This window comes from Corallococcus sp. M7 (assembly GCF_054512695.1).
In genome coordinates this window covers 356,100-370,545 of record NZ_CM137252.1, presented here as the reverse complement: position 1 = coordinate 370,545, position 14,446 = coordinate 356,100, and the positions used below count along the sequence as shown (strand labels likewise).

Genomic DNA, 14,446 nt, shown 5'->3' with positions numbered 1-14,446 from the left:
ATTTACGCGGCCTCCGTGGCGCGGCTCACGCGGTTCTGCACCATGCTGTAGAGCAGCAGGATGCCGAAGATGACGGTGGAGTACGCCGCCGCGTAGCCGTGGCGGTAGCGCTCGAAGGCGAACTTGTACGCCTGGGTGACCAGGATTTCGGTGGAGCCGCCCGGGTCACCGCCCGTCACCAGGAAGATGATGTTGAACATGTTGAAGGTCCACACCACCGACAGGATGACCGCCGGCACCAGCGCGGGCTTCAGCGCGGGCAGCGTGATGGCGGTGAACTGCTGCCACCGGTTGGCGCCGTCCACGCGCGCCGCTTCGTAGAGCTCACCGGGGATGGACTGGAGCGCGCCCAGCGACACCACCATCATGAACGGGAAGGACAGCCAGCCGTTGGTGGCCAGCGCCGTGAAGAACGACGTGAGCGGTGAATCGAACCACGCCAGGCCATCCCCGCCGAACATGCGGATGACGTGGTTCACCACGCCGAACTGCTGGTGGAACATGCCCTTCCAGATGAGCGCGGTGATGTAGTTGGGCATGGCCCACGGAAGAATCAGCAGCACGCGGTACACCGGCCGCATCTTCAGGTTCGGCACGTTGAGCGCCAGCGCGAGCAGCAGGCCCACTGTCACGCCGATGGTCACGTTCGTGACCGTCCACACGATGGTGAAGAGCAGCGTGTAATAGAAGTTCAGGTAGTTGAAGACCAGCGAGCCGTCCGCCGCCGTCTTCGCGAAGCTGAAGTCGCCCAGGATGTCCACGTAGTTGCGGAAGCCCACCCACAACTCCGACAGCGGCTGGCTGCTGTTGTAGAGGTTGGCGTCCGTGAACGACAGCGTGATGCCGTAGGCGAAGGGGAAGAACACCAGCACCACCATGCCCACCATGGCGGGCAGGATGTATGCGTAGGCCTGCCGGAACTCGACCGCCGTGGCCACCGCCCGGTGCAGCGCGCCCAGGCCGATGAACAGCAGCACCGCCAGCCCCACCACGCCCAGCGCGCCCAGCGCCTTCGTCGCGTTGCCGCGCACCTGGGCGCCCGCCGCCGCGAGCCGGGCCTCATCCGGTGCTCCGGACTCCGTCAGGTTGCCCAGCGGGCGGCGCATGGAGTCCGCGTCCCACGCGCCGGGCTTCAGCGCGGGCTCCGCGTCGAGGTTGTTGGCGGCGATCAGCGCCTGCGCCTTCTCACCGCGCGTGCGCAGCTCCGCGCTGACCGCGTCCTCCGTCTGCCGCAGCTCCGCGTCCAGCGCGCGCAGCGAATAGACGGTGTAGCCACCCAGGCCCGCCAGGAACAGCGCCGCCGCCACCGCCACGCGCACGCCCTGGCGCGACAGCGCGAACACCGCCGCCGCGCACGCCGCCAAAGGCAGCAGGAACGCCAGCAGCACCGGCGTCCAGGAGGGCGTCTCGCCCTTCACCACCACCGGGGTGAGGGACTCCACGGAGCCCACCACCTGCCCGTCCACCTCCACGGGCGCGGAGAGCAGCCGGCTCGCTCCGTTGTCGAGCAGCTCCGACTCCACCTCCGCCTTGCGCGCGCTGCCCTCCTCGCGGTTCGTCTCCACCGCGGCGCGCAGGCGCTGGCCGCGGTCGTACAGCGGCTTCTCCTCGCGCGACAGCCGGCGCGGCGCCGCCTTGTCCCCGGTGTCATTGGGGAAGGTGGAGGCCTCCAGCTTGATGCCACTGAAGGCGATGACGCGCACGGAGCTTCCCGGCACGCCCGGCCAGCCCGCGACCACGGCCTTCACGCCGTCGCCGGTGCCGCCCGCGCGCTGCACCAGGTCCGCCAGCCCCAGCAGGGACACGGTGGCCGTGCGCTGCTCGCGCTCCGCCGCGCGCTCCTGGTTGGCGCGCGCGAGCAGGCCGTGCGCCAGGAACAGGGACACACCCAAGGCCAGGGCGAGCCCCACCAGCACGCGCCCCCGGTATCCGCCCGCACGGCCGGAGGGCCCCGGAGTCGAGGGGTCCTTCACGGAGTCGTTCGGGGAGACGCGGACCGGCGTGGGGGCGCCGGCCGCGGAAGGGGGCTGCTGGGGGGCGTTCTGGCTCACTTCAGCTCCTCACTTACTTCTTGCGCAGGCCGGCGACGTCCTTCGCCACGCTCTTTTGGGCCGCGTCCAGGGCCGCCTTGGGGGTGGCGGTGTTCTTGAACACGGTGTTCATCGCGCTGGTGGCCGGGGTCCAGACCATCGACATCTCCGGCAGGTTGGGCATGGGCACCGCCACGTCCACCTGGTCCTTCATCGCCTTGAGCAGCGGATCCGCGGACACCTTCGCGTCCTGGTACACCGCCTGGTTCGCGGGGCTCTGGCGGCCCTCCAGGGCCAGCGTCTTGCCGGGGCCGGCGTCGGTGAGGAACTTCGCGAAGTCGTACGCCGCTTCCTTGTTCTTCGACGGGGCGGCCACGTACACGCCCTCCACCGTCATCCAGGGCTTCATCGGCGTGCCCTTGTTCTCATCCAGCGTGGGCAGCCGGGCCAGGCCGTAGTCCACATCCTTGGAGACCTCGCCCAGGAACCACGGGCCGGAGAACACCATCGCGGCCTTGCCCTCGTTGAAGAGCGAGGTGATGAGCGCGCTGGAGGGCTCCGCGGGGAGGATGCCGTCCTTGTTCTTCCACTTGAGGACCTGCTCCACCGACTTCACGTTGGCGGGCGAGTTCATCGTGGGGGCGTTCTTCGCGTCGAACACGCCGCCGCCGAAGCCGTTCATCACCGCCGCGTGGTAGTAGAAGTCGTTGTACGCGTACGCCAGCCCGAAGCGGCCCGCCTTCGCGTCGGTGAGCTTCTTGGCCATCGTCACCATCTCGCCGGACGTCTTGGGCGGCGTGGGGACCAGCTTCTTGTTGTAGATGAGCGTGATGACCTTGTAGTTCAGCGGCAGGCCGTACGCCGTCCCGCGGTAGGTCATCGCCTCCATCGTCGTGGGGATGAAGCGCTTCTTCGTCGCGTCATCCAGGAAGAAGTCGATGGGCTCCACCGTGTTGCCCGCTTCAATCCAGCCGCCCAGGCGGTCCTGCGCGAAGATGAAGAGGTCCGGGCCCTTGCCGCGCGGCACCGTGGCGGAGATCTTGTCCGCGTAGGCGTCGTAGGGCACCGCCAGCGTGGTGACCTTGACCTTGCCTTCGTTGGCCTTGTTGTACTCGGCGACCACCTTCTCCAGCGCGGCCTTCTCCTCCGCGCGGTAGGCGTGCCAGAGCACCAGCTCCGTGGCGGCGAAGGACGGGACGGGCAACAGGCCGACTGCGCACAGGCAGAGGGCCGCGAGCAACGTTCGCAGGTTCGTCATGGGGAAAATCCTCCGGATACTCAAACGGAAAGCCGAAGCTCGGATTCAGCGTCGAAGAGATGCAGGGACTCCAGCTCCACCGTCACGGGGAGCGCGGCGCCGGGCTCCGGGGTGGCCTGGGGCGGCAGGCGGAAGACCAGCGGGTTGTCTCCCAGGCGGGCGTGCACGATGAGCTCGTTGCCCAGCGGCTCCACCAGCTCCACGCGCGCCTCCGCCGGAGCGGACTCACCGCGCGCGGCGGTGCCCGCGGGCAGGACGTTGTCCGGACGCAGGCCCACCTTCACCTTGCGGCCACCCTTGCCCGCCGTCGCCGCGCGCAGCTTCTGCGGCACCGGCAGCTTGAAGCCCTCACCGGTGAGCGACGCGCCATCCGCGTCCAGCGTGGCGTTGAGCATGTTGATGGGCGGCGTGCCGATGAACTGCGCCACGAACACGTTGACCGGCTTCTCGTAGACCTCCAGCGGGGTGCCCAGTTGCTGGAGCTTGCCGTCCTTCATCACCGCGATGCGGTGGCCCATGGTCATCGCTTCGATCTGATCGTGCGTGACGTAGACGGACGTGACCTGGAGCCGGTGCTGGAGCTTCTTGATCTCCGAGCGCATCTGCACGCGCAGCTTCGCGTCCAGGTTGGAGAGCGGCTCGTCGAAGAGGAACACCGCCGGCTTGCGCACGATGGCGCGGCCCAGGGCCACGCGCTGACGCTGGCCGCCGGAGAGCGCCTTGGGCTTGCGGTCCAAGAGGTGCGTGATGCCGAGGATCTCCGCCGCCTCGTCCACCAGCTTGTCCATCTCCGGCTTGGGCGTCTTGCGGATCTTGAGGCCGAACTCCAGGTTCTGCCGCACGGACATGTGCGGATAGAGCGCGTAGTTCTGGAACACCATGGAGACGTCGCGGTCCTTCGGGGGCAGCGCGTTCACCGCGCGCTCACCGATGGAGATGGTGCCTCCCGAAATCTCCTCCAGGCCGGCGATCATCCGGAGCGCCGTGGACTTGCCGCAACCGGACGGCCCCACGAGGACCATGAACTCATGGTCGCGGATATCGAGGTTGAGCCCCTCGATGACCGACACGTCTCCGTACCGCTTCGCCACGTCCTTGAACGACACGCCGGCCATCAGGCCCTCCAGCAAGAGCCCCGCTCGCGCCGGTGACAACAGCACGTCCGGGTCAGGTTCTGCGCATGCACCGCCGGGTGCCTCACGGCACGCGTCCGAGGATGCGCGCGGACAGCGGCGGAAGCGCCAGGTCCAGCGTGGCGCCAGCCTTCGTCCGCCCTCCGTTCAGCAGATCCTCCACCTCGCCCACGCCCGTCCAACCTTCCGGCCACGGCACCGACACCGTGCCCTTCGTCTTGGCGCGGTTCACCGCCACCACCACCGTGTCGCCGGACGCTTCGTCGCGCCGCTGGAAGACATACACATCACCTTCGGTGGAGAGCGGCGCGTGCGTGCCCCGCGACAGGGCCGGGTGCGCGCGGCGGATGGCGATGAGGCGCTTGTAATACTCACGCAATGCCTCGTCGCGTTTCTTTCCCGCGCCAGGCTTCACCGCCTGCTTGCCCCACGGCATGTCGCCGCGGTTCTGCGGCCAGTCACCGCCCGCGCGGCCCACCTCCTCGCCGTAGTAGATGACGGGGATGCCGCTGGTGGTGAGTTGCAGCGTGGCGGCCAGGCGGAAGAGGGGCACGTTGCCCTGCAACTGATGCAGCGCCCCGTCCACGTCGTGCGACGACAGGAAGTGCGACAGGTGGTGGTTCGGCGTCACCTTCGCGCGCGACTGGAGGTAGCGGTCGAACGCCACCGCGCGGCCACGCCCCTGGACGAAGGCCAGCGCGTTGCCCTGGAAGGCGAAGTCGAACCCGGCGTCCATCTCGTCGGGGGTGAAGTACGGCGCCAGCACCTCCACGTCGCCGCCCCACACCTCTCCCAGGAGGAAGAAGTCCGGGGAGATTTCCGCGCGCGTGCGGCGGCGGTGCTCCTTCCAGAAGTCGTGGGACACGTGCTTCACGGTGTCCAGCCGGAAGCCGTCCACGCCGGAGCGCTTCGCCCAGTCGATCTGCGCGTCCAGCAGGTACTTCGCCACCTCCGGGCGCTCGGTCTTGAAGTCCGGCAGGCCCGCCACGCACGTCGTCAGGTCATCCGAGCCGCAGGTGCCCTTGTCCTCCGAGCGCAGCCAGTCCGGGTGGTCCTTCAGGTAGCGCGAGTTGTAGCCCGGGTGGTTGTAGACGACGTCCAGCAGCACGCGGATGCCGCGCGCGTGCGCCGCGTCCACCAGCGCCTTGAAGTCCTCTTCCGTGCCGAAGCGCGGATCCAACGCGTGGAAGTCGTCCGCCCAGTAGCCGTGGTAGCCCCAGTCCGGGAAGCCGGAGCCGGTGACGAAGCCCGGAATCTGCTTCAGGAGCGGCGTCACCCACAGCGCCGTCACGCCCAGCGATGACAGCTCATCCAGCTTCCCGGTGAGCCCCTTCAGATCGCCGCCGTGGAAGGTACCCGGCGCCGTCACGTCGCCCTTCTCGTTGTTCGAGGGGTCGCCGTCCGCGAAGCGATCCACCACCACGAAGTACAGGACCTCATCCGCCCAGGGCCGCGCGGGCTCCTTTTTCTCAGAAGCCGGAGCAGGCGGCGCGGGCGCGGCCTCCTTCACGGGTTCGGGGGCGGGAGCGGGCGCCGCCGGCGTGGCGGGCTGTGTCGCGGCGGACTCCGGCGCGGGCTGCGTCGGGGTGGGAGCCGTGGCGCACCCCGCCAGACACAGGGCGGCAAGTCCCTGGAGCATCGGGCGCCACCGACCACGGTGGGAGACAGCGTTCGGTTGTGGGCAGGGGAGGCGTGAGGACATCTAGGCGCGGCACTGTATCCAACAGTCTTGAAAGGGGTGAAGGGTCGTCGGAACAATCGGCTGATGCCGCAACGCGGCATGTCCCGGATGTCTTCCTCTGCACATCCGTGTGACGCATGGCGCGAGCGGACTCAACGGAGCGCGCGATTCCTGCCGCACCGCGTCTCGGTTGGTCGCCCTTTCCCATCCGACGTCACGGGGTGGATGCGCCGATCCCAACTCTGATCATCCAGGGGGTCGTGCAAACCCCGAAAACGACCCAGGGGTCTCCCATGACAGGACCGGCTGGTACCGTGCCCGGGATTTCAACCCCCCTGGAGGTTTCCCCTGAGAGTTCCATTCGCGGTTCCCCGCATGACGCGAGCGCTCGCGTTCAGCGGGCTGTTGGCCACGCTCGTGCCGCTGTCGTCGCTGGCGGCACCCACGTCGGTGACTGTCATTGGCGATCTGCAGACGGGCGCCGGCTGTGCCACCAACAACGACCCCACCTGCGCGCAGACGGCGCTGGCGTACGACACGGACGACGACAAGTGGACGGCCACGTTCAGCGTGCCGGCGGGCACCTGGCACTTCAAGGTCGCGCTGGACGGGTCGCTGGCGCAGACGTACGGCGGCCCGGGCGGCGCGGACGTGGTGCTGACGAATCCGTCAGCGGGCGCGGTGAAGTTCTACTTCGACGCGACCACGAACTACGTGACGAGCAGCCGCTCCGGCACCATCGCCACGGTGGCGGGCAGCTTCCAGAGCGAGCTGGGCTGCCCGGAGGACTGGAAGCCGGACTGCCTGCGCTCGATGATGCATGACCTGGACGGCGACGGCATCTTCACCTTCACCACGAAGGCGCTGCCCGCGGGCAACTATGAGTGCAAGGTCGCGCTCGATGAGCAGTGGACCACCGCCTATCCCGGCGGCAACGCGGCCTTCGCGGTGGAGGAGGACGGTCAGGAGATGATCATCACCTTCGACTCCGGCGCGTCCAAGAAGGTGACCATCCGCGCCGCGGGCGCTCCGGCGGGCAACCTGCTGCTGGCCCGGGCGCACTGGATTTCGCGCGACACCGTGGTGTGGAGCCCGGAGGTCGCGGCGCCCGCCGGCACGGTGTTCAAGCTGCACACGTCGCCCACGGGCGGCATGACGCTGAACAGCACCGGCGTGCAGGGCGGCACCACGGTGACGCTGACGGTGGACGCCGCGGGCCTCACCGCCGCGCAGGCCGCGCGCTTCCCCAACCTGGTGGGCCGCACGGTGCTGAAGCTGGCGCAGGCGGACGTGGCCAACGCGGCCACGTGGCTCAAGGGCCAGGTGGCCGTGTCCGCGACCAACGCGGAGGGCGTGATGCTGGACGCCACCAGCGCGCAGTTCGCGGGCGTGCTGGACGACCTGGACACGTATGACGGCGCGCTGGGCGCCACGTTCGAGAACGGCATCCCCACGCTGCGCCTGTGGGCCCCCACGGCGAAGAGCGTGAACCTGCTGCTGTTCGCGGACGGCACCCCCACGTCCACCCCCACCCGCGTGCCCATGACGGCCGGCGACAAGGGCGTCTGGAGCGTGACGGGCGACGCTTCTTGGAAGAACCGCTTCTTCCTCTACGAGGTGGAGGTCTACGCCCGCAAGGAGGGCAAGGTCGTCACCAACCGCGTCACCGACCCGTACTCGGTGGCCCTCTCCACCAACAGCGAGCTGAGCCAGATCGTCGACCTTGCGGACCCGGCGCTCGCGCCCCAGGGCTGGAGCACGCTGGCGAAGCCCGCGCTGGAAGCCCCGGAGGACATCGTCCTCTACGAATTGCACGCGCGCGACTTCAGCATCAACGACCTGACGGTGCCGGAGAACGAGCGCGGCACGTTCAAGGCCTTCACGCGGGAATCGGACGGCATGAAGCACCTGACCCGGCTGGCGAAGGCAGGCCTGACGCACGTGCACCTGCTGCCGGTGTTCGACATCGCGACCATCAACGAGGACCGCGCGGCGCAGCAGCACCCCCAGGGTGACCTGGTGTCGCTGCCGCCGGACTCCGACCAGCAGCAGGCGGCGGTGAAGGCCGTGGCGGACCTGGACGGCTTCAACTGGGGCTACGATCCGTTCCACTACACGGTGCCGGAGGGCAGCTACTCCACCAACGCGCAGGGCACGACGCGCACGGTGGAGTTCCGGGAGATGGTGCAGTCGCTCAACCAGCACGGCCTGCGCGTGGTGATGGACGTGGTCTACAACCACACCAACTCCGCCGGCCAGGACGCCAAGAGCGTGCTGGACCGCATCGTCCCCGGCTACTACCACCGCCTCAGCGACGACGGGAACGTGGAGATGAGCACCTGCTGCCAGAACACCGCGTCGGAGAACGCGATGATGGAGAAGCTGCTCATCGACTCCGTGGTGACGTGGGCCAAGGCATACAAGGTGGACGGCTTCCGCTTCGACCTGATGGGCCACCACATGAAGTCCAACATGGTGAAGCTGCGCGCCACGCTGGACGCGCTCACCGTGGAGAAGGACGGCGTGGACGGCAAGGCCATCTACGTCTACGGCGAGGGCTGGGACTTCGGCGAGGTGCAGAACAACGCGCGCGGCACCAACGCCACGCAGGCCAACATGGCGGGCACGGGCATCGGCTCGTTCAACGACCGCCTGCGCGACGGCGCTCGCGGCGGTGGCCCCTTCAGCGGGCTGCAGGAGCAGGGCTTCATCACCGGCCTCCTGTCCGACCCGAACGGCATCGACCAGGGCACGGAGGCCGCGCAGAAGGACAAGCTCTTGCGCTACAGCGATTGGATCCGCGTGGGCCTCACCGGCAACCTGAAGGACTACTCGCTGGTGGACCGCACCGGCGCGACCGTCACGGGTGAAGGAGTGGACTACAACGGCGCCAAGGCCGGCTACACGCTGGACCCGCAGGAGGTCATCACCTACGTCTCCGCGCACGACAACGAGACGCTGTTCGACGCGGTGCAGTTGAAGGCGCGACGCGACCTGCCCATGGCGGAGCGCGTGCGCATGCACAACCTGGGCATCTCCCTGGTGGCGCTGGGCCAGGGCATCCCGTTCTTCCACGCGGGGGACGAGCTGCTGCGCTCCAAGTCGCTGGACCGCAACAGCTACAACTCCGGTGACTGGTTCAACAAGGTGGACTGGACCTACCAGTCCAACAACTGGGGCGTGGGCCTGCCCCCGGCCGCGGACAACCAGGGCAACTGGGCGCTCTTCGGGCCGCTGCTGGCGGACCCCGCGCTGAAGCCGTCGTCGGAGGACATCCTCCGGGCGCGCAACCACTTCGAGGAGATGCTGACCATCCGCAAGAGCTCGCGGCTGTTCCGCCTGCGCACCGGTGACGAGGTGAAGCAGTTGGTGCGCTTCGAGAACACCGGTCCGGACCAGATCCCGGGCCTCATCGTGATGGCCATGCAGGACCACGGCACGAACGCGGAGGGCAAGCGCGCCATCGTGCTGTTCAACGGCACGGACGAGGCCCAGACGTTCAAGGCGGACGGGTACAAGTCCCTGAAGCTGGTGCTGCACCCGGTGCTGCGGGCGTCCTCGGACACGGTGGTGCGCACGTCCGCGTACGACGCGGCCACGGGCGGCTTCACGGTGCCGGCGCGCAGCACCGCCGTGTTCGTCACCGACGATGCGGTGGATCCGGGTCCGCAGGAGCCGGACGAGTCCGACGGCTGCAACTGCCAGAGCACGGTGCCCGGCCCCCTGGGTGCCACCAGCCTGCTGATGCTCTGCGGCCTGGCGCTGAAGCTGCGCCGCCGCCGGGCGTAGGGCCGCGAGGCGGACGGCTGGAAATGAAGCGGGCCCCGGATGCGAAGCGCGTCCGGGGCCCGTGGTGTCTCAGGGGATGGAGAAGCTCAGGGGACGGTGAGGATCTCCGCGCCCGTGTCGGTGACGAGCAGGGTGTGCTCGAACTGGGCGCTGCGCATGCCGTCCGCGGTGACGACGGTCCAGTCGTCGTTCCACGTGCGGTGGTCCCAGTGGCCCTGGTTGATCATCGGCTCCACGGTGAAGATCATCCCGGGCTGCATGATGGTGTCGGCTTCCGGCTCGTAGTAGTGCGGAATCTGGAGCGCGGTGTGGAAGGTCTCACCGATACCGTGGCCGCAGTAGGCGCGCACCACGCTGGTGCCGTTCTTCACGGCGTGGGCCTCCACCGCGCGGCCAATGTCGCTGATGGGCCGGCCCGGCTTCACCGCGGCGATGCCGATGTCCAGGCACTCCTTCGCAATCTGGACCAGGCGCTGGTGCTGGGGCTCCACGTTGCCCACCAGGTACGTGGCCGAGCAGTCGCCGTGGACGCCATCCAGGTAGATGGTGATGTCCAGGTTGACGATGTCGCCGTCCTCCAGCGCGCGGCTGTCGGGGATGCCGTGGCAGATGACCTCGTTGACCGAGGTGCAGAGCGACTTGGGGAACTTGTGGTAGTTCAGCGTGCTGGGGTAGCCGCCGCGCTTGAGGTAGGCCTCGTGCGCGATGGCGTCCAGCTCATCCGTGGTGATGCCCACGCGCACGTGCTGCGCGGTCTCCACCAGCACCTGCGCGGCGGCCTGGCAGGCGCGGCGCATGCGGGCGATGACGTCCGGCGACTTCACGTCCGGCTCGTTGCGCGAGCGCGAGGGACGGCCGGCCATGGAGTCCGCGTAGTCCGGCCGGGCGATGGTGAGCGGCACCACGCGGCGGGGGCTGACGATGCCGGGGCGGATGCCCTTGCGGTTGGTGTCGGAGCCCTTGCGGCGGGCCTCCACGGTGTCCGCGCCGCGGTGGCACTTCTTGTACTTGGAGCCACTGCCGCACCAGCAGGCGTCATTGGGCCCGGGGAGGACGGCGGGGGCGGTTCGGGGGGTGGCGGTGGTCATCGGGAGCCTCGGGAGCTTGTGTCGGTGTTGGCGGCGGCCTGGCGGGCGCGGGCCCAGCGGAGCATCTGGGGTTTGAGCCAGAGGCGCGGGCGCCCGGCGCCCAGGTCGAGCACCGGACGCGGCATGTCCGGGTACCGGCGCAGGTACGTGCTGACGCTGTTGGGGTGGGCAAGGCGCAGCAGGCCCGCCACCTCCTGGGCGTCAATCAGGTCCTTCGTGTTCACCAGGGGGCACATGGGGCGTGTCTATACCCATAGACACGCGGGGATGCACGGTTTCCTTCCCGGGCCCGCCTGCCCGCCAGGGGCCTGCCTGCTTCCGGACATGACAAAGCCCCGGGCTCCATGAGGGAACCCGGGGCTTCGGGACGGCGGGGACGTCAGGTGGGGAGGACTACTCCGCCCACCAGGTCTCGGTCATCACGCTGAAGCCGTTCACGGTGTCCACGTAGATGTGGACGGTGTTGCGGCTCCAGGGGTCGTTCTCGTAGGTGAGGATGCAGCCCTTGAAGGAGCGGCCCTGGGTCAGCGCGTCCAGGTTCGCGAAGCCCGCGTCACGGACCGCGGCGGAGACCTTCGTATTGCCGCCAACGTAGTTGAAGGCGCGCTGGACCTCGGCGCGCACCTCGGCGGCGTCGGCCAGGTTCGGGCGGATGGAGGCACCGTAGGGGACGCTGGTGGGCTCCAGGCCGAAGCACGTCTTGTCATCGCGGTAGTAGTGGTTCGCGGACGCGATGTTCCACCAGTCGAAGTGGCGCAGGGTGGTGGCGCCATAGGAGCCGTTGCTCGGGATGGCGTTGATGGCGGAGAAGAGCGCCTCCAGCGGGCGGCTCAGGGTGGCGGAGTTGCGGATGTTGCGGAAGCTCACGTCACCGATGCCCGCCGTGTCGGCGATCTGCTGCGCGGTGGTGAAGGGGCGCGTGTTGAGCAGGTTGACGGCGCCGTTCCACGCGTCCGGCAGGACGTCGTGCAGCTCCGAGTCGTCGATGCTGTTCACCAGCGCGACGATGGCGGTCTGGTCGTCACGGGAGATGGCGATGCCATCCAGGATGCCGACACAGTCCGCGTCGATGAAGTCCATCGTGCGGGCGCCGCCCTCCAACTGCTTGAGCCGGGCCGGGCCGACGAGCGGCACGGTGGACAGGTCCGCCAGCGACGTGAACGGCGCGGTGGCGCGGCGGTTCACGATGTTGGTGACCACGTTGCTGGGCAGGTAGCGGTCGAGGAGCGAGTACGACGCCGTGTTCGCGAACTCGAGGATGCCCGAGCACTCGATGGCCACGTCGACGTTCGTCGTCGTGAGGATGGGGGCCTGCTGCTGCTGCTCGGCGGACGGGGCGGACTCGGGGGGAGTCTCCGCCTGGGTACCAGGACCACAACCAACGAGCATGCCCACGGCGAGAAGGGCTGAGCCAAGACGACGCATCAGGAACTCCTGGATGAGGGGGGGGGGGAGCTGCGATGAGACGCGGCTTAATACATCAAATCCGTCTGACACCACCGGCCTGATACGCGCTTTGTTCATGTCACATTTCAGTCACCGCAGACGTGTTCCGCTGGGAGCATTCCGTCTGGTTCCACGAGGCGAGACTTCCTGACGTAGGAACACACGGCCCCAGGGTTGCCTCCGGCCTCCTGCCCCAACTGACCTTCCAGGTTGAGTGGACTTCATGCGACCCTGGAGGTCCATGGGTCAGGAAGGGTCACAGGTGTTCCCGGGGGCGCTCCAGCCCGGCGCGGAGGTGGGGCGCTGGCGTGTGCAGGGGACACTGGGGGTGGGCGGATACGGCGCCGTCTACCGGGTGGAGCCGCTGGACGCGCCGGGGCGGAGCTTCGCGCTCAAGCTGTCGCTGCATCCGGATCCGGCCCGGGCGCTGCGGGAGATGGCGCTGTTGTTGGACCGGGCGTGGCATCCGAACGTGGTGCGGGTGCATGCCACGGGGCGGTGGCCGGATCCGGTGGAGGGGCTGCCGTACTTCGTCATGGACTGCGTGGAGGGGATGGCGCTCCACCTCTGGGCGGAGACGGTCAACCCCACGTTCCGGCAGGTGGCGATGGTGGGCGGCTCGGTGGCGATGACGCTGGGGGTGTTGCATGCGCGAGGCGTGCTGCACCGCGACCTGAAGCCGGAGCACATCCTGGTCCGCGAGAGGGAGCAGGTGCCGGTGCTCATCGACTTCGGGGCCGGGGACCAGACGGGGGCCGCGACGCTGACAACCACCACCCTGCCCCCGGGGACGCTGCACCTGCGCAGTCCGGAGGCCATCCGCTTCCAGCAGCGCCACTGGAGGCAGCCGGAGCTGCGCTATCCCTACCGGGAGGCGGATGACCTGTATGCCCTGGGCGTGTGCCTGTACCGGGCCGTCACGGGGCACTATCCGTTCCCACCGGGGCAGGAGCCGGAGCTGCTCGCGGTGGCCATCACGGAGCGGCTGCCGCCGTCTCCCCGGGACATCAATCCCCAGGTGCCGGAGCCCCTGTCGAGGGCCATCCTGCGGCTGTTGGAAAAGGAGCCGGAGCAGCGGCCGCGCACGGGGGAGGCGGCGCACTCGGAGCTGATGCGCGGGCTGCTTTCGGGAGGAGCGGCGGCGTTCGAGGCGCACCTCTTCGATGAGATTCCGGGCACGCCGAAGCAGATCCGCCGCCCGGCGTGGCCCGCGCGGCCCTACCTGACGCCCGCGCCAAGGCCCCGGCCCGTTCCCGAGCCGGTGGCCCCGCGCCGGTTCCCGGCCTGGGGTTGGGTGGGAGTGGTGGCATGCCTGGGATTGCTGCTGGCGGGACCCCGGACCTGGGAGGTCCTGCTTCGGGGCTGGACTCGCCATACAACCCCCCAGGTCTCAGAGAGTGTTTCCGCCCCGGTTGGTCATAAACTGGCGAGCCCGCCAGACCGCCCGCACAGTGTTCCCGTCGCCGCCCCCGTGCCGGCACAGAAAGAGGAACACGCTCCCGTGACGACCAAGCCCCCTGCCCCACCGTCTCCGAAGCCCGTCCGTGCGCTCAAGGCCGCGACGCTTGCGTCCTGCATGGCGGGCATGGCCTGCGCCAGCGCGCCCCTGGTGGACCGGCCCACGCCTCCCGCCGAAGACTGTCCGGCGGATGCACTCGCAGCCATGAAGACGTTGGAGATCGACCAGATGCAGTGGGCCGCCAAATTCGACCCGAATACACAATCCGATTTCGTCACCGTCCGCGAGGGACGTGCCGCTGTATACACGCACGGCGGCATGGGGGAAGTCAGACACGGTTCCATGCTGACCGGTACGCTCTACGTCGGTTCCAAACGGGTCTACGGCCGATTCACCCAGCTGCGCCGAAACAAGACCGGTGACACATTTCCTGTCTGTATCGAACTCTGGTTCATCGAAGACCGGACGAGGGGCGTTCCGCGCAGCAAAGGGGGAGACGAGAACACCGCCATCGTTCCCAACAAGATGTCCGTGCGGGGAGTGTGGCGATACGACGAATAGG

The 14,446-nt window shown here is 68.7% G+C and carries 9 protein-coding genes; 2 read left to right on the top strand and 7 right to left on the bottom strand.

Annotated elements, in window-relative coordinates; all coding sequences use genetic code 11:
- Positions 1-2: 2 nt before the first annotated feature.
- The 4 genes from ACX114_RS01615 to ACX114_RS01600 form a co-directional block, all read right to left on the bottom strand.
- Positions 3-2,051 (bottom strand): carbohydrate ABC transporter permease, encoded by a 2,049-nt coding sequence (locus ACX114_RS01615; protein ID WP_459293998.1) that lies wholly within the window; start codon positions 2,049-2,051, stop codon positions 3-5.
- A gap of 13 nt (positions 2,052-2,064) precedes the next feature.
- The gene (locus ACX114_RS01610) at positions 2,065-3,288 is read right to left on the bottom strand and encodes an extracellular solute-binding protein (RefSeq protein WP_459293996.1); all 1,224 of its coding nucleotides are present in this window, start codon (positions 3,286-3,288) and stop codon (positions 2,065-2,067) included.
- Positions 3,289-3,308: 20 nt separating this feature from the next.
- Positions 3,309-4,403 carry an ABC transporter ATP-binding protein gene (locus ACX114_RS01605; protein ID WP_459293994.1) on the bottom strand — a complete coding sequence of 365 codons (1,095 nt, stop codon included), beginning with the start codon at positions 4,401-4,403 and terminating at the stop codon, positions 3,309-3,311.
- An 82-nt stretch (positions 4,404-4,485) separates the two neighbouring features.
- The gene (locus tag ACX114_RS01600) at positions 4,486-6,060 is read right to left on the bottom strand and encodes an alpha-amylase family glycosyl hydrolase (protein WP_459293992.1); all 1,575 of its coding nucleotides are present in this window, start codon (positions 6,058-6,060) and stop codon (positions 4,486-4,488) included.
- A 417-nt stretch (positions 6,061-6,477) separates the two neighbouring features.
- Between ACX114_RS01600 and pulA the strand changes: the two genes are divergently transcribed.
- Complete coding sequence (gene pulA, locus ACX114_RS01595) at positions 6,478-9,891, top strand: pullulanase-type alpha-1,6-glucosidase (RefSeq protein WP_459293990.1); 3,414 nt, start codon at positions 6,478-6,480, stop codon at positions 9,889-9,891.
- 86 nt (positions 9,892-9,977) lie between these two features.
- Here the strand turns inward: pulA and map are convergent, their stop codons facing one another.
- The 3 genes from map to ACX114_RS01580 form a co-directional block, all read right to left on the bottom strand.
- Positions 9,978-10,979, bottom strand: coding sequence for a type I methionyl aminopeptidase (map, locus tag ACX114_RS01590; protein ID WP_459293988.1), 1,002 nt, complete (start codon positions 10,977-10,979; stop codon positions 9,978-9,980).
- Positions 10,976-11,215: a hypothetical protein gene (locus ACX114_RS01585; protein WP_120552755.1), complete on the bottom strand. Its 240-nt coding sequence runs from the start codon at positions 11,213-11,215 to the stop codon at positions 10,976-10,978. The genes map and ACX114_RS01585 overlap by 4 nt, the downstream gene beginning before the upstream one ends.
- A gap of 157 nt (positions 11,216-11,372) precedes the next feature.
- Positions 11,373-12,404: a hypothetical protein gene (locus ACX114_RS01580; protein WP_459293986.1), complete on the bottom strand. Its 1,032-nt coding sequence runs from the start codon at positions 12,402-12,404 to the stop codon at positions 11,373-11,375.
- A gap of 262 nt (positions 12,405-12,666) precedes the next feature.
- On the opposite strand from ACX114_RS01580, the gene ACX114_RS01575 reads away from it, so the two are divergent.
- Entirely contained in the window at positions 12,667-14,445 is a 1,779-nt protein-coding gene (locus tag ACX114_RS01575) for a serine/threonine protein kinase (protein ID WP_459293984.1), read from the top strand.
- Position 14,446: the final 1 nt, after the last annotated feature.